Source organism: Rhodococcus sp. IEGM 1370 (genome assembly GCF_033142325.1).
Lineage (GTDB): Bacteria > Actinomycetota > Actinomycetes > Mycobacteriales > Mycobacteriaceae > Rhodococcoides.
On sequence record NZ_JAWLRY010000002.1, the window covers coordinates 582,196 to 599,806 of the forward strand.

19 protein-coding genes are annotated in these 17,611 nt (G+C 66.2%); 11 read left to right on the top strand and 8 right to left on the bottom strand.

Going from position 1 to position 17,611, the window contains the following annotated elements; all coding sequences use genetic code 11:
* Window positions 1-127 precede the first annotated feature (127 nt).
* Window positions 128-1,867 (top strand): DEAD/DEAH box helicase, encoded by a 1,740-nt coding sequence (locus R4P47_RS05945; protein WP_094642023.1) that lies wholly within the window; start codon window positions 128-130, stop codon window positions 1,865-1,867.
* Between the two features lie 108 nt (window positions 1,868-1,975).
* On the opposite strand, the gene R4P47_RS05950 is transcribed toward R4P47_RS05945, so the two are convergent.
* A complete protein-coding gene (locus R4P47_RS05950) occupies window positions 1,976-2,170 on the bottom strand; it encodes a hypothetical protein (protein ID WP_027496884.1) in 195 nt (64 codons plus the stop codon).
* Between the two features lie 233 nt (window positions 2,171-2,403).
* On the opposite strand from R4P47_RS05950, the gene R4P47_RS05955 reads away from it, so the two are divergent.
* Window positions 2,404-3,333, top strand: a complete 930-nt coding sequence (locus R4P47_RS05955) for an EamA family transporter (RefSeq protein WP_317784257.1) — start codon at window positions 2,404-2,406, stop codon at window positions 3,331-3,333.
* A 28-nt stretch (window positions 3,334-3,361) separates the two neighbouring features.
* Window positions 3,362-3,721 (top strand): DUF952 domain-containing protein, encoded by a 360-nt coding sequence (locus R4P47_RS05960; protein WP_269596111.1) that lies wholly within the window; start codon window positions 3,362-3,364, stop codon window positions 3,719-3,721.
* Between the two features lie 76 nt (window positions 3,722-3,797).
* Here R4P47_RS05960 and R4P47_RS05965 read toward each other — a convergent pair whose 3' ends face one another.
* A complete protein-coding gene (locus R4P47_RS05965; RefSeq protein ID WP_068050647.1) occupies window positions 3,798-5,126 on the bottom strand; it encodes an RNA polymerase sigma factor in 1,329 nt (442 codons plus the stop codon).
* A 159-nt stretch (window positions 5,127-5,285) separates the two neighbouring features.
* Window positions 5,286-6,107 (bottom strand): polyphosphate--glucose phosphotransferase, encoded by an 822-nt coding sequence (gene ppgK / locus R4P47_RS05970; RefSeq protein ID WP_317784258.1) that lies wholly within the window; start codon window positions 6,105-6,107, stop codon window positions 5,286-5,288.
* A 187-nt stretch (window positions 6,108-6,294) separates the two neighbouring features.
* Here ppgK and R4P47_RS05975 point away from each other — a divergent pair, with 187 nt between their 5' ends.
* Window positions 6,295-7,182: an inositol monophosphatase family protein gene (locus R4P47_RS05975; protein WP_411567306.1), complete on the top strand. Its 888-nt coding sequence runs from the start codon at window positions 6,295-6,297 to the stop codon at window positions 7,180-7,182.
* Between the two features lie 15 nt (window positions 7,183-7,197).
* Here the strand turns inward: R4P47_RS05975 and cei are convergent, their stop codons facing one another.
* A complete protein-coding gene (gene cei, locus R4P47_RS05980) occupies window positions 7,198-7,878 on the bottom strand; it encodes an envelope integrity protein Cei (protein WP_068050645.1) in 681 nt (226 codons plus the stop codon).
* 544 nt (window positions 7,879-8,422) lie between these two features.
* Here cei and R4P47_RS05985 point away from each other — a divergent pair.
* Window positions 8,423-8,725, top strand: coding sequence for a DUF4193 domain-containing protein (locus R4P47_RS05985; RefSeq protein ID WP_027496891.1), 303 nt, complete (start codon window positions 8,423-8,425; stop codon window positions 8,723-8,725).
* A 72-nt stretch (window positions 8,726-8,797) separates the two neighbouring features.
* Here the strand turns inward: R4P47_RS05985 and R4P47_RS05990 are convergent, their stop codons facing one another.
* Window positions 8,798-9,262 carry a DUF3093 domain-containing protein gene (locus R4P47_RS05990; RefSeq protein ID WP_068050644.1) on the bottom strand — a complete coding sequence of 155 codons (465 nt, stop codon included), beginning with the start codon at window positions 9,260-9,262 and terminating at the stop codon, window positions 8,798-8,800.
* 220 nt (window positions 9,263-9,482) lie between these two features.
* On the opposite strand from R4P47_RS05990, the gene dut reads away from it, so the two are divergent.
* Window positions 9,483-9,935 carry a dUTP diphosphatase gene (gene dut, locus R4P47_RS05995; RefSeq protein ID WP_094642394.1) on the top strand — a complete coding sequence of 151 codons (453 nt, stop codon included), beginning with the start codon at window positions 9,483-9,485 and terminating at the stop codon, window positions 9,933-9,935.
* A gap of 64 nt (window positions 9,936-9,999) precedes the next feature.
* The gene (locus tag R4P47_RS06000) at window positions 10,000-10,842 is read left to right on the top strand and encodes a DUF3710 domain-containing protein (RefSeq protein ID WP_094669061.1); all 843 of its coding nucleotides are present in this window, start codon (window positions 10,000-10,002) and stop codon (window positions 10,840-10,842) included.
* Here R4P47_RS06000 and R4P47_RS06005 read toward each other — a convergent pair.
* Window positions 10,824-11,546 (bottom strand): alpha/beta fold hydrolase, encoded by a 723-nt coding sequence (locus tag R4P47_RS06005; RefSeq protein ID WP_317784259.1) that lies wholly within the window; start codon window positions 11,544-11,546, stop codon window positions 10,824-10,826. The two genes, R4P47_RS06000 and R4P47_RS06005, sit on opposite strands and share 19 nt — an antisense overlap.
* Window positions 11,547-11,668: 122 nt before the next feature.
* Here R4P47_RS06005 and R4P47_RS06010 point away from each other — a divergent pair, with 122 nt between their 5' ends.
* Both R4P47_RS06010 and R4P47_RS06015 read left to right on the top strand, forming a co-directional pair.
* Complete coding sequence (locus R4P47_RS06010) at window positions 11,669-12,046, top strand: OB-fold nucleic acid binding domain-containing protein (protein ID WP_068050637.1); 378 nt, start codon at window positions 11,669-11,671, stop codon at window positions 12,044-12,046.
* Between the two features lie 121 nt (window positions 12,047-12,167).
* Window positions 12,168-12,821 carry a DUF3159 domain-containing protein gene (locus R4P47_RS06015; RefSeq protein WP_068050641.1) on the top strand — a complete coding sequence of 218 codons (654 nt, stop codon included), beginning with the start codon at window positions 12,168-12,170 and terminating at the stop codon, window positions 12,819-12,821.
* Here the strand turns inward: R4P47_RS06015 and R4P47_RS06020 are convergent.
* Window positions 12,795-13,454: a potassium channel family protein gene (locus tag R4P47_RS06020; protein WP_068050636.1), complete on the bottom strand. Its 660-nt coding sequence runs from the start codon at window positions 13,452-13,454 to the stop codon at window positions 12,795-12,797. The genes R4P47_RS06015 and R4P47_RS06020 overlap by 27 nt on opposite strands.
* A gap of 49 nt (window positions 13,455-13,503) precedes the next feature.
* Complete coding sequence (locus tag R4P47_RS06025; RefSeq protein ID WP_037190085.1) at window positions 13,504-14,169, bottom strand: potassium channel family protein; 666 nt, start codon at window positions 14,167-14,169, stop codon at window positions 13,504-13,506.
* Between the two features lie 176 nt (window positions 14,170-14,345).
* Between R4P47_RS06025 and R4P47_RS06030 the strand changes: the two genes are divergently transcribed.
* Both R4P47_RS06030 and R4P47_RS06035 read left to right on the top strand, forming a co-directional pair.
* Window positions 14,346-16,343 (top strand): APC family permease, encoded by a 1,998-nt coding sequence (locus R4P47_RS06030; RefSeq protein ID WP_317532446.1) that lies wholly within the window; start codon window positions 14,346-14,348, stop codon window positions 16,341-16,343.
* A complete protein-coding gene (locus R4P47_RS06035; RefSeq protein ID WP_317784260.1) occupies window positions 16,340-17,611 on the top strand; it encodes a class I SAM-dependent RNA methyltransferase in 1,272 nt (423 codons plus the stop codon). Before R4P47_RS06030 ends, R4P47_RS06035 begins: the two co-directional genes overlap by 4 nt.

Below are 17,611 nucleotides of genomic sequence, written 5' to 3' on the forward strand. Positions count from 1 at the left end.
CGACTCGCCCCAGCGATGCGGGATCGGTCGGTGCGGAGCGATAGGCTCCTCGGCGGACACTGCAGGGCTACCGAGAGCGCGAGGAATTTACATCGATGCCAGGAACCGGCGGCCAGTGAGCGCTGACATGTTCGATCCGACACCACCATCGACCGAGCAGCCTGCCGCTCCCACGAGCGGGGGAGCACCGCTGCGCGCGTGGCAGCGACGGGCGCTGACGAAGTACCTAGTCGCCTCGCCCAAGGACTTTCTCGCGGTCGCAACGCCCGGCGCAGGCAAGACGACGTTCGCCCTCCGTGTGGCTGCCGAACTGCTGGCCCATCGCACCGTCGATCAGGTCACCGTCGTCGCGCCCACCGAACACCTCAAGCACCAGTGGGCGGAGTCGGCGGCCAGGGTCGGCATCGCATTGGACTCGCGCTTCTCGAACTCGACCGGGCAGACCTCGAGCGACTATCACGGCGTGGTCGTGACGTACGCGCAGATCGCATCGCACCCGTTCAAGCATCGGGTGCGCACCGAATCGCGTAAGACTCTCGTGATTCTCGACGAGATTCACCACGGCGGCGACGCGAAGAGCTGGGGTGAAGGCATTCGCGAAGCGTTCGGAGACGCGACCCGACGGCTCGCACTGACCGGTACGCCGTTCCGCAGCGACGACAGTCCCATTCCGTTCGTCAACTACGAACCGGATCAGGACGGCCTGATGCGGTCCAAGGCCGATCACGCGTACGGCTACTCCGATGCCCTTGCGGACGGCGTCGTCCGCCCGGTCGTGTTTCTCGCGTACTCCGGAGAAGCGCGCTGGCGGGACAGTGCCGGTGAGGAGTACACCGCCCGGCTCGGTGAGCCGCTCAATGCCGAACAGACCGCGAGGGCATGGCGCACCGCACTGGATCCGCAGGGCGACTGGATGCCGGCCGTGCTGTTGGCGGCGAACACGCGTCTCGCGCAACTGCGGGCAGGCGGCATGCCCGATGCAGGCGGTCTGGTGATCGCGACCGATCAGACGGTGGCGCGGGCCTACGCGAAGCTGATCGAGGTGATCACGGGGGAGACACCGGCGATCGTGCTGTCCGACGACCCCACGTCCTCGGCTCGCATCGCCGAGTTCGGCAAGAGCGATCAGCGTTGGATGGTCGCGGTTCGTATGGTGTCCGAGGGCGTCGACGTTCCGCGACTGGCCGTCGGTGTCTACGCGACGAGCGCGTCGACCCCGCTGTATTTCGCGCAGGCCATCGGCCGCTTCGTGCGGTCTCGGCGCAAGGGGGAGACCGCGAGCGTCTTCCTGCCGTCGGTACCGGTGCTGTTGGATCTCGCGTCGCAGCTCGAGGCGCAGCGCGATCACATTCTCGGAAAACCGCACCGGGAGAAAGACGGTTTCGACGACGAGCTGTTGGCCGACGCCAACAAGCAGAAGGACGAACTGGGCGAAGAAGAGAAGGCGTACACCTCGCTCGGTGCAGATGCGGAACTGGACCAGGTGATCTACGACGGCTCCTCGTTCGGTACCGCGACGTTCTCGGGCAGCGACGAGGAAGCCGACTATCTGGGTCTGCCCGGCTTGCTCGACGCGAAGCAGATGCGCGACCTGTTGCGTCAGCGTCAGCAAGAGCAGATCGACAAGCCTGCTGCGGGCCCTGCGGTGCCGGCTCCTGCCGTCGTCAACGACAGGGCCACCAGTGCGGGCCAGTTGGCCGGCCTGCGGCGTGAATTGAACAGTTTGGTCGCTGTGTACCACCACCGCACCGGGAAGCCGCACGGGGTGATTCACGGCGATCTGCGTCGTATCTGCGGCGGCCCGCCGACGGCGATGGCGTCGGCCGATCAGTTGGGCGAGCGAATCGCGCAGTTGCGGAAGATGTAGGGCCACGGGCGGAACCGGGCACGAAAAAGACGGACGGTCTGGTGACCGTCCGTCTTCTTCGTGTTCGTCGATCGTGGCGAACCTGTTTCCCCCGACACAAAAGGTGGGTTACACCGTGGAGTCCGATTCGGTCATCACCGTTGCGTTCACTTCACGCAAACGGGCTTCGTGCTCGGTGGCGTGGTGACCGCAGAAGAGAAGTTCTCCACCGGTCGAGAGCACGACACGCGCGCGAGCCCCTGCACCGCACCGGTCGCACCGGTCCGCTGCTGTCAATTGTGGGCTGGTCAATGTTCCGGGCATGACTCCTCCGTACTGGCTTGCGGGTTGTCCCGTTCGCCTGGGGCCGGTCCGCCGCGTCGGTATGGCGCGGTTCGTTCACTCTGTCAGACGTATGGCGGTCACGCGTTGTTCCCGAGCGCGTTTCTTTGTGTTGTCACTAACACGAAACATGTCCCACGAGCAGGAACATCTCCCAGAGTGTTCGCTGAGAGCTGATACCGGTTCACGCGAGCCACGGCAGTAGGGTCGCCGATGTGTCTTCGACTTCCACTTCGCTCTCCGGTGCATCGAAGCTCGGTATTCCATCCCTGTTCGTCATCGGCGCGGTGTGTATGTACGTCGGTGCGGCGATCGGTGTGTTCCTGTTCGACGTCGTCGATCCGGCCGCGGTGGCGTGGCTGCGCGGCTTCGGTGCGGCGCTGGTGCTGGTGCTCTGGCGACGGCCGTGGCGGCGTAGGGCGGGCACCGGCGGGGCGTGGACCGTGCGTCGGGCGATCACGGCCGCCGCGTTCGGCGGTGCGACGATCGGCATGAACGCAATGTTCTACGAGGCGATCGCCCGGCTTCCCCTCGGCGCGGCGGTGGCCATCGAGTTTCTCGGGCCGATCGCGGTCGCTGCTGCCGGGTCGAGAAGGCCTGCCGATGTGTGCGCGTTGCTCCTGGTGGTTGCCGGTGTCGGGGCCATCGCTTCCGCGCAGTTCGAGGGCGGCGAGGTGGGGCTGGTCGGGATCGCGTTCGCGCTGGGCTCGGCGGCCCTGTGGGCTGCCTACATCGTGCTGGGCAAGTCGGTTGCCGACGCAGGCCAGGGACTCGACGACATGGCTGCCGGGTTCGGAATCGCATCCGTACTCCTGGCCGTGCCGTTGTTCGGACCGTTCGCGGTCCAGCACTCGAATGCGTTGGGAGACTGGCGGATCTGGGTTCTCGGATTGGGCGTCGGGCTGCTGTCGAGTGTGGTTCCCTACGTGCTCGATCAGTACGTCCTGGTGCGAGTGGGCCGGGCGCGCTTCGCATTGTTGCTGGCGCTGCTTCCGGCGACGGCGACGGTGGTCGGTGCCGTGGTGCTGACCCAGATTCCGACGGCTCTCGAGGCTCTGGGAATCGTGGCTGTCATCGCTGCCGTCGTCGTCGGTGGCCTACCGGCCCGCAGAAATCGTGGCGTCGCCGACATTCCGCCGCCCTGAGCCGCACTCGACACTGCAGAATGGAACGGTGACCAGCAAGCAGGACGACCTCGTTCACATCTGCACGGCAGGGGAGTGGCTCGCGATGCGCGGTCGGGCCGACTACACCCCGGACTCGTACGATTCCGTCGGGTTCGTGCACCTGTCCACACCCGAACAAGTGCACCTGCCGGCGAATCGGCTCTTCTCCGGGCGCACGGATCTGGTTCTGCTGCGCATCGATCCGGCTCGTCTGACGGCACCCGTTCGGTGGGAACCGGGGGTACCGACAGATCCGGAGTCGATGGTCTTCCCGCACCTGTACGGACCGCTACCGATCGCGGCCGTGACTGCGGTCGTCGATTATCGGCCGGGGCCGGACGGAACATTCGGGGTGCCGCAGGTGTGACGGCATCCACGCCGCAAAAAGCAACGACCGCCGATCGGAATGATCGGCGGTCGTTGTTCCAGGTGGATCGAACGAATCAGTCCAGGTAGTCGCGCAGTACCTGCGAACGCGACGGGTGACGCAGCTTGGACATGGTCTTGGACTCGATCTGACGGATCCGCTCGCGCGTGACGCCGTAGACCTGTCCGATCTCGTCGAGGGTGCGGGGTTGACCGTCCGTCAGGCCGAATCGCAGACGAACAACGCCTGCCTCGCGCTCGGACAGAGTCTCCAGGACAGACTGCAGCTGATCCTGGAGCAGCGTGAACGACACGGCGTCCACGGCAACGACGGCTTCGGAGTCCTCGATGAAGTCACCGAGCTGGCTGTCGCCTTCGTCACCGATCGTCTGGTCGAGCGAGATGGGCTCACGCGCGTACTGCTGGATTTCCAGCACCTTCTCCGGCGTGATGTCCATTTCCTTCGCGAGCTCTTCGGGAGTGGGTTCGCGACCCAGATCCTGGAGGAGCTCACGCTGGATGCGTCCGAGCTTGTTGATGACCTCGACCATGTGCACCGGAATGCGGATGGTGCGGGCCTGGTCGGCCATGGCCCGGGTGATGGCCTGACGGATCCACCACGTGGCGTACGTGGAGAACTTGTAGCCCTTGGTGTAGTCGAACTTCTCGACCGCGCGAATCAGACCGAGGTTGCCCTCCTGGATGAGGTCAAGGAACGCCATGCCACGGCCGGTGTAGCGCTTGGCCAGGGAGACGACGAGTCGAAGGTTCGCCTCGAGGAGGTGGTTCTTGGCGCGGTTGCCGTCACGGCAGATCCACGTCATGTCGCGACGCTGCGCAACGGGGAGCTTCTCGCCCTTCTCCGCGGACTCACGCATCTTCTCGACCGCGAACAGGCCTGCCTCGATACGCTTGGCCAGTTCGACTTCCTCTTCGGCGTTGAGGAGGGCGACCTTACCGATCTGCTTGAGGTACGCGCGGACGGAGTCGGCGGACGCGGTGAGCTCGGCGTCCTTGCGGGCCTGACGCAGCGCCTCGGATTCCTCTTCGTCCCAGACGAAGTCGCCGGACGCCTTGTCCTCGGCAGTCGGCTCGGCGGTGGCGTCTTCCTCGGTGTCGTCACCGGCGGCGACCACCTCGACGACATCGTTGGCGGCAGCGGCGAGGTCGCCCTCGGAGATGTCGATGTCCTCGATCCCGGGAGTGCTCTCGTCGGCGTCGTCGGAAGCCGGAGCAGCTGCTGTCTTCTTCGCTGCGGCCTTCTTCGCCGGGGCCTTCTTGGCTGCGGCACGCTTGGCCGGTGCCTTCTTTGCCGGTGCCTTCGCAGCGGGTGCCTTGACAGCAGGTGCAGGTGTCGCAGACTCGGTTTCGGAATCTACGGTCTGACGGATATCGGTGGCTGCCACGTACGCCCTTTCGTGACGAAGTCGTGCGGCGTCACGCCAGAGTTGTTTCCGGCGGAGAGGTCTTCGGATTCGGCCGGCTGCGTACCGGCACACACCATTGTAACGACCTCTCAGGAGTTTGTTACCGACCCTCGCCCTACGCAGGTGGCAACCCGCGTGTCAGCCCAGCGATCCCGCGGACGTACCGGTCTCGGCGGACGGTACGGCGGAGTCCGCTGCGAGTGCGGCACCGACGATCCCGGCAGTGTTCAGCAGGGTTGCCGGAACCACGGGTGTGCGATTGGTCAGGTGCGGAATCCACTTCTCGCTCTTGCGGCTGATGCCGCCGCCGGCGATGAAAAGATCCGGCCACAGCAGCGCCTCGAACGTCTCGAGAACCTTCGAGACCTCCTTGGCCCACTCCTTGTAGGACAGGCCCTGGTTCTCCTTCACCGACGACGCCGCACGATGCTCGGCCTCCTTGCCGTCGATCTCCATGTGGCCGAATTCGGTGTTGGGAAGCAGAACGCCGTTGTGCAGCACGGCCGAACCTATCCCGGTGCCGAACGTCAACAGCACGACGACGCCGTCCCTGCCCTTGCCGCCGCCGTACTTGTCCTCGGCCACTCCGGCTGCATCCGCATCGTTGAGCACGGTGACGTTCTCGGTGTCGATGGCCTTCGCGAACAGCGCGCGGGCGTCGGTGTCGATCCAGGACTTGTCGATGTTGGCGGCCGAGCGAGCGACACCGTTGGTCACCACCGCGGGCAGGGTGACGCCCACCGAGCCGGTCCACTCGAAGTGCGCGACGATCTCGGCCACGGTGCGCGCGACGGCATCGGGGGTCGACGGGTGCGGCGTCTCGATCTTGTAGCGGTCGCCGACGAGCTCACCGGTGCTCAAGTCCACGATTCCGCCCTTGATGCCGCTGCCGCCGACGTCGACGCCGAACCCGTGGCGCGCTGCCGCAGCGGTGGTGTTGTCCGAACCTGCCTGTGTCATGTGGATGCCGCTCCTGGCGTGATCGAATCCGTGTGATGCCGTCGGTTCCGAACAATAGTGTGTTTCGGCGTTCGCGGGACGGTGACGTCACCGGCGGTCGCTGCGGTGGTGCTCGAACGTCGGTGTGTGTTGCGATGTACGTGTGCCGAAACCAGACCGATCTCAGACCGACACCGCCAGTACACAATTGCCGGAAGAGCAGGTGGCAGCAGATGGATCGAACACCCGCGAGGTGGACGTGCTGCGCGAGCTCGCCGTACGGGTCGCGACGCGAGCCGCCGAGCACGTCAGGCGACGCCGCCCGGAGGTCTTCGGCGGCGAACCGATCGAGGGTGACGGCGCGGTGCAGTCGAAGAGCACGCCGACCGATCCGGTGACGATCGTGGACACCGAAACCGAGAGCGTCCTCCGCGAGCTGCTGGCGCGGCTTCGGCCGCAGGATGCCATTCTCGGCGAGGAGGAAGGCAGCGAGAACGACTCGCTCGACGGCGTGCGGTGGGTGCTCGACCCGATCGACGGAACCGTGAACTTCATGTACGGAATTCCGGCGTACGCGGTGTCGGTCGCGGTTCAGATCGACGGTGTCAGTGTTGCGGGGGCCGTGGTCGACGTCGCCCGCGAGCTCGTCTACTCGGCCGCTCTCGGGCGCGGGGCGACCGTGGAGCGAGCCGACGGTACCCAGGAGCAGCTGCACTGTTCGGGAGTCACCGATGTGTCGATGACGTTGTTGGCCACCGGATTCGGCTACGGATCCGGTCGTCGCGCGGTGCAGGGCGCGATCATTTCCGAACTGCTGCCTCAGGTGCGTGACATCCGCCGGATCGGTTCGGCTGCGCTCGATCTGTGCATGGTCGCGTCCGGAGTTGTCGACGCACACTTCGAGCACGGGCTCAGTCCGTGGGATTGGGCGGCGGGTGGGCTGATCGCAGCCGAGGCTGGCGCGACGGTCAGGCTGCCTGCTGCCGACAGCACCAGCGCTCAGGGTGCGGTGACGGTGGCCGCTGCCCCAGGTGTCTCGAACGCCTTCCTGGCGGTACTGCGCAGCGCGGGTGCACTCGATCCGATCCCCGGCTGACGCGCCGCCGGTCGGTCAGCAGCGCGATTCGCGTGCTGCCGAGAGCAGATCGGCGTCGAGTGGCGCAGGGGCGGCACCGGGTGCGGTACCGGCGAGCGTGCGCAACACTTCCTCGGCGTCGTCGTTGGGCTGGATCTCGCTGAAGTAGGTACCGAGAGCCAGATCGACCGAGTCGTCGGCGCGGGCATCCTGAATCAGTTCGGCGCACGGCGCGACCAGTGACACGGCACTGGCTGCCGCCAGGCCGGCCGGGCCGAACCGAATCTGGCCCTGGCACTGCATGTTCTGATCGACGTAGACCGGATCGTTGCCGACCTGGACGTCCGGTGCGCTGGCGAAACCGTAATCGATGAGCTGGGCGGCGACGAGAGCTGCCTGTCCGCGCTCACCGTTCGCGTTGAAGACGCGCACTTTCGACGCGGACAGGGCGGCAGGCTCGACGTCGAGCAGTGTCGTCGGGTCCACTTCTTCGCCGAGAGGTGCCGGCTGCGTCCCGTCCGTCGCGGCGGTGGTGGTGGGCACGTTGCATTCGGCCGTTGCGGAGGCGGCTTCGGAGGTGGTGAACACCTTGACCCACACCAGCACTCCGAGCAGGGCCAGCACGGCGAAGACCGCGATCATCGGAAACGCGCGGCGTCGACGGAACGGACGACCTCGACCGTCGACCGAATGGCCTTCGGTGATCAGAGAAACCACGGTGATCTTCGCCTTTCCGTCGGCAGTTGCCGAGACCGGTCCACAGAGTCGGTTCACACCGACGCGGTGCCTACTGTAGATGCCCGCGGTCGGTGGGGGCGGCACACTCGGCCGGCACCTACTCCGATCCCGTGCGCGACGCCCGATTCGGAGCCCGAAACCGGCGGCGAGAAGTGTTCTGCGATGCAAGGAATGAAGCCGCCCATCCCGGTGTTGTTGCGGCGTGCAGCCAGGTGAAGGACCAATCGGCGATTCGGTTTCTGCTTTGCGACCGGCTTCGGCTATTGTCTGGCGGCCGCGGTGCTTCAAGAATCGGACACCGGTGCACGATCGATCAGGTGAGCGAGGTCTCGATCGGGTTTCAACCGGCGAGTTCTGGGAACTACCCGGTGTAGTTTCGGGCACCGCGCGACGACGAACGGTTTGAACAGATACGAACATCGGTGGGAGCGAGCAAGCGCCCTCTTCACAGCCGACGGCCACAAGCCGACCACATCGGCAGCTTTCACCACACACACGCACGAAGATGAGGGGTACGAAGACAATGGCAACCGACTACGACGCACCGAGAAGAACAGAATCCGACGATGTGTCGGAGGACTCGCTGGAAGAACTGAAGGCCCGACGCAACGAGGCTCAGTCCGCCGTGGTGGACGTGGACGAATCCGACACCGCGGAGTCGTTCGAGCTGCCGGGTGCAGATCTGTCCGGCGAGGAGCTGTCGGTTCGGGTCGTTCCCAAGCAGGCCGACGAGTTCACCTGCTCGAGCTGCTTCCTGGTCCATCACCGCAGCCGGCTGGCCAGTGACGCCAACGGTGTACTGATGTGCCGCGACTGCGCGGCGTGACCTTTTCCACACAGACCTGATCCAGCGGGTCAGGTCTGTGTCGACGGTTCCGACCGTCGATCGACGGATGGATCAGCGCGCTTCGACGCCGTGCGCGGTCAGGACTGCCAGCAGCTCTTCGGGGCGCTTGGTACTGACGAGCCAGTAGGGCGTCGGATCGTCCGGGTCGTCGAGGACCACGATCACCATCTGTTTCACCCAGGTGCGGTGCTGCACGAAGGCCAATGGATCGAGTTGCCTTCCCAGCGCCGCACTTTTTGCTGTCGCGGGAACGATCGCGGCCTTGGATGCCACATCGAGTGGCAGATGAGCAGACCCGACGCGTAGCTCGGTGCCGGTCGCACCGGTGCCCACCTCGACGCGCAGCCTGCTGAAGGCGAACAACGCCCAGGCGATCAGCGGGAGCAACACGACGTAGGGCAGCCAGGCCCGGATGCCCGGTGCCCCCATGTGGATCTCCGCAGCCAGCAAGACCGCCACGGCCGCACCCGCCGCCCACCACCAGATCGGCACCCAGAGTCGCTCCGAGTACAGCACGGAGTTCGCGGGTGCTGAGGAACCCGTGTGGGGAGTGGAGTCGCCGGACTCCGACGCGTGTTCGGCCTGTCGATCTGCAGTCACGAGTCCCAGGGTAGTCGCCACACCGAGACGGAAGCCGGCCAGCGTAGTCTCGTACGACGTGAGCGACGAAGTCACCGAGTCCGGCAGCGAACCATCCGTCGATCGACCCACCATCCCGCGCCTGCCTTCCGATCCGGTGTCCGAGGTCCTGGTACGCCGGCTCGATCCCGAGCTTCCGGTGCCGACGCGTGCGCACGACGGTGATGCGGGCGTGGATCTGCGAATCACGGCTCCGGTGACCATCGCACCGGGCGAACGCGTCCTGGTGGGGACCGGAATAGCGATCGCTCTCCCGTTGGGAACCGTCGGGCTGGTGCATCCGCGATCGGGGTTGGCGGCGAAGTCGGGCCTGTCGGTGGTCAACACCCCGGGCACCATCGATGCCGGCTATCGCGGGGAGATCAAGGTCTGTCTGATCAACCACGACCTGCACACTCCGATCGAACTCGAGCGCGGCGACCGCGTCGCCCAACTGATCGTGCAGCGAGTCGAGTTGGTGACGTTCGTCGAGGTGGACGAGTTGGACGACACCGTTCGAGGGGCCGGTGGTCACGGTTCGACCGGTGGCCATGCGAGTCTGAAGCAGTGAGTTCCGCCACGACGTTCACCGGTGGCAGGCACAGTGGAAGCAACCGAGAAGAAGAGAGCTGAACATGTTCGGACGGCGTAAGAAGAACGACGCCGGCAGTGCCTCCGCGCCCGGTGCGGAGCCATTCGTCGACAGCGTCGAAGACGAAGACGACGATGTCGAGGCCGCGGACACGACCGCAGACGGGCCCCACGATCTCGAGGACCTCGACGACGATCGCGAGACCGTCGCCAAGACCCGACTCGACCTCGGCTCGGTGCTGATTCCGCTGCCGGAGGGCGGTCAACTCCAGGTCGAGATGTCGCAGGCCGGTAGCCCGCAGGCAGTGCACATCGTGACGCAGTTCGGGCGCATCACCATCGCTGCCTACGCGGCACCCAAATCGCCCGGTCAGTGGCGCGAGGTGGCAGCCGATCTGGCGTCGTCTCTGCGCAACGACAAGGCCGAGACGACGGTCGAGACGGGTCCGTGGGGACGCGAACTCCTCGGTGTCACGGCCAACGCCGACCTCCGCTTCATCGGAGTCGACGGCTATCGCTGGATGGTCCGCTGCGTGCTGGCGGGTCCGTCGGGTGCGGTGGGCGAGGGCCAACCGCTCGTGCGGCTGGCGCACACGATCCTTCGGCAGACCGTGGTGGATCGGGGTACCGAGCCGCATCCCGTTCGGACCCCGTTGCCGGTGGTGTTGCCGCAGGTACTGGCCGAGCAACTTGCTGCAGCCGCGCAGCAGCAGGCGGCCGCTCAGCAGAACGCTGCGCAACAGGCCGCGCAGCCCCAGGCCGCGGTACCCACCGCCGAACCTGTTGTGCCGCAGCAGGATTCGACGCCGCAGCCGACCGCCGCCGAGCGTGACCGCGCGCCGCGTCGGGGCGCGTCGGGATCGGCGATTCAGCAGCTGGGCGGCTGAGCCTGCGGACCGTCGAGACCGTCGACCGCCGCTCGGCCGAGGCATCCCGGGTCGCTGCCGATGTCGTCCAGGGTCACGGTGCGCAGCGCGCAGTTCGGTAGCGCCCGCGCCCACTGTCGAGCCACCTCGATCGGATGGACCGCGTCGTCCACTGCGCCCACGACGACGGCAGGCAGCTCCAGCCGAGCGAGCTCGTCGAGTTCGGGGCTGCGGTGGCGAGCCGCCTCGTCCAGCGCGTCCGGAAGCGCGGGCCACTGGGCAGCCCATGACCTCCGCAGCGTGCGCGCGAGCCACGGCGGGCTCGACGCTGCCATTGCCGCGGTGACGGCGTCGAGCCCCTGTTCACGCAGGGATCGAGCGGTGAACTCCGCGCTCAGGGCCGCGGGGGAGCCGGCCGGGTCTCCGGTCCACGCCGGGAGCGCGAGTGCAACAGCCGCAGTGTTCGATGCGTGGTCTGCGGCCCATCGAACCGCTACCGCGGCCCCGAGGGATATCCCCGCGATCACGATGTGTCCGTGTCGGTGCGCAGCGTCGTCGAGGGCGTTCAGGTAGCTCTCGACCACCGCGGCCGGGTCGGGTTCGACCGCGATGGTGGTCAATCCCACACTCTCGAATGCGGCCGAGAACGCGTCGGCGGCGAACCGGGCATCGGACCCCGTTCCCGGTAGAACGATCGCGGTGCGGGTGTCGAATCGGCTGTGCACGACACGATTGTGCACGCCTTCCGACACCTCCGTAGCGGCGGTTGGTCAGCGTGACACTTCGGGTCTACAGTGGCGAAGTACCCACCCTGACGAGGGAACGACCCCCACCGCTGGAGCGCACAATGGCACCCGCTGCCGCAGGATACTTTCGCCGCTTGACGCGGAAGTTGACAGAGGACATCGATCAACTCGATGCCGAGGAGATGGCCGAAACCTCCGAAGCCTCCGGGGCGCGGCGAGCGTGCGACTGCTTGCGAGGCGAGGAAGTCACCATGCTCGGTCGGTTGCGTAGCGTCGAAGCCTGTTCGAAGGCGGCCAATGCGAACATCGAAGCCGAGTTCTTCGACGGCACCGACACGGTGACGCTGCTCTGGATCGGGCGCCGCAAGATCGCCGGCATCGAGCCCGGCAAGACTCTGCTCGTGCGCGGGCGTGTCGGCGAACGAGACGGACGCAAGATCGTCTACAACCCCTACTACGAACTGCGCGACGACAGCTGATCGTCGCCGGTATGGCACTCTCGTTGTCGTGACCAACAGCGACGATTCCGTGCCGCCCACGCCGACATCGAACACGCCGGAACCCACAACCGACGCGTCGACCACGGACCGCGTCGAGAAGGTGGCTCCCACCGTCCTCGAACAGCTCGGCGGTCTGAGCGGGCTCGTCTACTCCACCTTGCCCGTCGTCGTGTTCGTTCCGGTGAACAGCTACGTCAACCTGTCGGTCGCCCTCTGGTCCGCTCTGGGAGTTGCCGCCGCGGTGTTGGTGTGGCGCTTGGTTCGTCGTAGCCCGATTCAACCCGCCATCTCGGGATTCTTCGGAGTCGGGATCTGCGCGTTCATTGCATACCGGACGGGAGATGCCAAGGGCTACTTCCTGTTCGGCATCTACACCTCGCTCGCCTACGGTGCGGCTTTCGTGTTGTCGGTGCTCGCGCGCTGGCCGTTGGTCGGCATCATCTGGGGATACCTCAACGGCAAGGGAACGTCGTGGCGTGGCCACCGGTCGGCTGTGCGCTACTACGACGTGGCCACCATCGCCTGGGCATCGGTGTTCGGCGCTCGATACATCGTTCAGTCGCAGCTCTACGACTCCGACCAGACGGGCTGGCTCGCCGTTGCCCGCATCGGCATGGGCTGGCCGCTGACGGGAGTGGCGCTGTTGGTCACGCTCTGGGCCGTGCGTGCTGCCGATCGCGCGCTCGACGCTGCGTCGAGCGCGGACCGCAGTCGGGATCGGCTGTCGTCAGATCAGGCCGACAGCGGAGCGTAGTTCGTTCTCCACCTCTTTGGCCGCGACGAACAGCAGCTCGTCGCCGCCTTCGAGCGGATCGTCGTGCTGTGGAACGATCACTCGACCGCCGCGCAGAATCGTCACCAACGCTGCGTCCCTGGGCAATTGGAGCTTGCGGACCGGCTTTCCTGCCAGGGGAGTGTTCTCCGGCAGCGTGATCTCGACGAGGTTCGCCTGACCCTTGCGGAACGTCATCAGGTGAACGAGGTCGCCTACCGACACGGCTTCTTCGACCAGGGACGCGAGCATTCGCGGCGTCGACACCGCGACGTCGACGCCCCAGGCGGCATCGAACAGCCACTCGTTGCGTGGATCGTTGACCCGGGCCACCACGCGATTGACGCCGAACTCGGTCTTGGCCAGCAGGCTGAGCACCAGGTTCGCCTTGTCGTCACCGGTGGCAGCGATCACCACGTCGTAATTCTCTAGGTGGGCGGCTTCGAGCAGACTCAACTCGCACGCGTCGGCCAGCACCCATTCCGCTTCCGGGATGGCGGCCTGATCGACGTGGTCGAGTTTGCGTTCGAGGAGCATCACATCGTGTTCGCTGCGGATCAATTCGCGTGCGATGGATCGGCCGACTGCGCCGGCTCCGGCGATAGCGACTTTCATGGCTTCCCGTTCGGGTCGATGGGGGAGGTGGGGAATGTGCGCGCGTGCATCAGTCGTCCGACGGCGGCGGGTTGCCCGCCAGTGCAATCGCTTCGGCGACGGTTCCCGAGACCGCGGCGACGTACACCTCGTCACCGGCTTGGATCACGGTTCGCTTGTCCGGTAGCAGTCCGCTGCCGAACCGGATGACGAACGCGGCCCGCGAGTTGGTGGCTTCCTCGAGTACCGAGAGCTTCTTGCCTATCCAGGCGTCGTGGAAGTCGAGCAGGACGACGGCGACGCTGCCCGACGGATCGCGCCACTTGGTGGTGGGGTCGTCGCGCAGCAGGTTGTGCAGAAAACGATCGGTGGCCCAGGGGACGGTGGCGACGGTCGGGATGCCGAGGCGTTCGTAGACGGCGGCGCGCTTGGCGTCGTAGATCCTCGCGACCACTTTGTCGACGCCGAACGTCTCTCGTGCGACGCGGGCGGAGATGATGTTGGAGTTGTCGCCGGACGACACGGCCGCGAAGGCCTCGGCTTTCTCGATTCCCGCGCTCACCAACACATCTCGGTCGAACCCCATGCCGACGACGCGATGTCCGGCGAAGTCGGGGTCCAGACGCAGAAAGGCTGTTTCGTCGCGGTCGATGATCGCTACCTCGTGTCCGATGCGTTCGAGCGCCCCGGCCAGCGATGCGCCGACGCGGCCACATCCCATCACAACTACGTACAACGCCCAGCTCCGTCCCGATCTCGATGGTCGACCACTGCCGACCGACACTGCCATGACCGGCAGGCATGCACCAACGTATCGGGGGATCGGCCACCGTACGGATCGAGGGTGCGCTCCGACGCAGTTTCGGGCGCGTGGTTGAGACGCCCGTGGGAGGACGGCCTACGCTTCTGTGCGTGTCCAAGGTCTCGACTGCCGCCAAGCGGCTAGTGCTCGGTAAGCCGTTCCGCAGCGACAAGCTCGGTCATACGTTGCTTCCCAAGCGGATCGCGTTGCCGGTGTTCGCCTCGGACGCCATGTCGTCGGTTGCGTATGCGCCCGAGGAGATCTTTCTGGTGCTGTCGGTCGCGGGCATCTCGGCAGTCGCGTTCACCCCGTGGATCGGTCTCGCCGTCTGCGTGGTGATGGCCGTCGTCGTGGCCAGCTACCGACAGAACGTGCATGCCTATCCCTCCGGCGGTGGTGACTACGAGGTCGCGACCACCAACCTGGGCCCCGCAGCCGGATTGACGGTCGGCAGCGCACTGTTGGTCGACTACGTGTTGACCGTGGCCGTGTCCATTTCGGCGGCCGCGTCGAACATCGGGTCAGCGGTGCCGTTCGTGGCCCAGCACAAGGTGCTGTTCGCTGTCGTGGCCATCGTCCTGGTCACCTCCGTCAATCTCCGCGGCATCCGGGAGTCCGGAACTGCGTTCGCCATCCCGACGTACGCCTTCATGGGTGGCATGGTCCTGATGCTGGGGTGGGGCCTGTTCCGGGTCTACGTTCTCGGCGACGACATCCATGCCGAGTCGGCGGCCTTCGATCTGCGGGCCGAGGATTCCCACCTGTACGGCATCGCGTTCGCCTTCCTCATCGCGCGAGCGTTCTCGTCCGGTTGTGCGGCACTGACCGGGGTGGAGGCGATCAGCAACGGGGTACCGGCATTCGAGAAGCCGAAGTCGCGCAACGCCGCGACGACGCTGCTGCTGCTCGGAGTCATCGGGATCACACTGCTGATGGGCATCATCCTGCTCGCGCAGAAGATCGGCATCAAATACGCGATGGATCCCGAATACCAACTCGTCGGAGCGCCGGAGGGCTACCAACAGAAGACGCTCATCGCGCAGTTGGCGGAGGCGGTCTTCAGCGGATTCCCCATCGGGTTCTTCTTCATCACCACCGTCACGGCCCTCATCCTCGTTCTTGCGGCCAACACTGCGTTCAACGGTTTCCCGGTGCTCGGTTCGGTGCTGGCACAGGATCGGTATCTGCCGCGCCAGCTGCACACTCGCGGTGACCGCTTGGCCTTCAGCAACGGCATCCTCTTCCTGTCCGGTGCCGCGATCGCCTTCGTCGTCGTGTTCGGCGCCGAGGTCACCAAACTCATTCAGCTCTATATCGTCGGTGTGTTCGTCTCGTTCACCCTCAGTCAGACCGGCATGGTTCGGCACTGGACGCGGCTGTTGGCCACCGAGACCGATCCCGAGCAACGCCGGCGCATGCAGCGCTCGCGGGTGGTCAACGGTGTCGGTCTCGGCATGACCGGAACGGTGCTGGTCATCGTGTTGATCACCAAGTTCGCCGCCGGTGCGTGGATCGCGATCGTGGCGATGGTGGCGATCTTCGTCCTGATGCGCATGATCAGAAAGCACTACGACACCGTGGCCCGCGAACTCGAGAACGAGGAATGGGACGGAGTGCTGCCCAGCCGGACGCACTCGATCGTGTTGGTCTCGAAGCTGCACATGCCGACCCTGCGCGCGTTGGCGTATGCCAGGGCGACCAGGCCCGACACGCTCGAGGCGGTGACCGTCAATGTCGACGAAGCCGACACGCGTGCGCTGGTTCGGGAGTGGGAGGCGAGTGACGTTTCGGTGCCGCTCAAGGTCGTCGAGTCGCCGTACCGAGAGGTCACCAAACCGGTTCTCGATTACGTCAAGCGTGTTCGCCGCGATTCGCCTCGTGACGTCGTCACGGTCTTCATTCCCGAGTACGTGGTCGGTCACTGGTGGGAGCAGGTTCTGCACAATCAGAGCGCGCTGCGACTGAAATCCCGACTGCTGTTCCAGCCGGGCGTGATGGTCACCAGCGTGCCGTGGCAGCTTCGGTCGTCCGAGAAGGCCAAGCGTGAGGTGCTCGGCAATGCGCCCGGTGCGTCGCGTCGCGGCTACGAGCCTCCGGCCGGCAAGTGAGCGAGAGTTGGTTCGGGCTGCTGCTCGAGGTCGAATTGGGCGCGCCAGGGCACGGCGGGTTCTGTGTGGCCCGCCACGACGGCCGGGTGATGTTCGTGCGTCACGGATTGCCCGGTGAACGGGTCCTGGCCAAGGTGACCGAGGACCGGGGCGGATCGTTCTGTCGCGCCGATGCCGTGGAGATTCTGTCGGCCTCTCCGGACCGGGTGGACGCGCGCTGTCCCATCTCCGGACCCGGCGGCTCGGGCTGTTGCGATTACTCCCACGCGAGTGCCGATGCCGGACGGCGACTGAAGTCCTTCGTCGTCTCCGAACAACTTCGCCGCGTCGCCGGAATCGAGCGTGAGGTGCAGGTGGAGGAACTACCGGGGTCCGGCGACGGCACCGGGTGGCGAACCCGTGTGCGACTCGCCGTGGATTCCGGCGGACGGCCCGGCTATCACCGCTATCGCAGTAGCTCGATCGTCACCGAACTGACGTGTCCGCAAATGGATTCCGCGGCCTTCGAGGGTCTGGCGGATCAGCAATGGCGGCCGGGTGCCGAGCTGCAGGTGGTGCTCGACGGGGAAGGTGAGCGGCACGTGGTGGAGATCGCGCCTGCGCAGCTCTCGCCCACCGGACGCCGATCGCCGGGGCGTCGTGGCGCGGCCGCGCGTCGGGCTGCGTCGTCGCGGTCCCGGCCGGAGAAGGCCGTGATCGGATCGGGTCGGGTCACCGAACACGTCTCGAACAGGGCGTGGACCCTCGACGCCACCGGATTCTGGCAGGCCCACCGCGGCGCGCCGCAGGTGTACACCGACGTTGTGGGGGACTGGGCGGACGCCACAGCCGGTGACGGTGCGTGGGATCTGTACGGCGGTGTCGGTGTGTTCGCCGCCGCGCTGGCCGATCGGGTGGGTCCGAGCGGCCGAGTCACCAGCGTCGAATTCTCCCGTCGCGCCGCCGAGGACGGCCGTTCGGCGCTGCAGGATCTACCGCAGGTCTCGTTCGTGCCGGGTCGGGTCGAGCGGTCGTTCGAGACGTTGACCGAGCCGGCGGCGGTTGCGGTGCTCGATCCACCTCGGGCGGGTGCCGGACGGGACGTGATCGACGCCCTCGCCGTCAGGTCTCCACGTTCGGTGGTGCACATCGGATGTGATCCGGCCTCGTTCGCACGGGATGTGAGCTTGTATCGAGCTGCGGGATACGAATTGATCGACATGCGCGCATTCGACGCCTTTCCTTCGACCAGCCACGTCGAATGCATCGGCCGTTTCGTACGTCGGTGA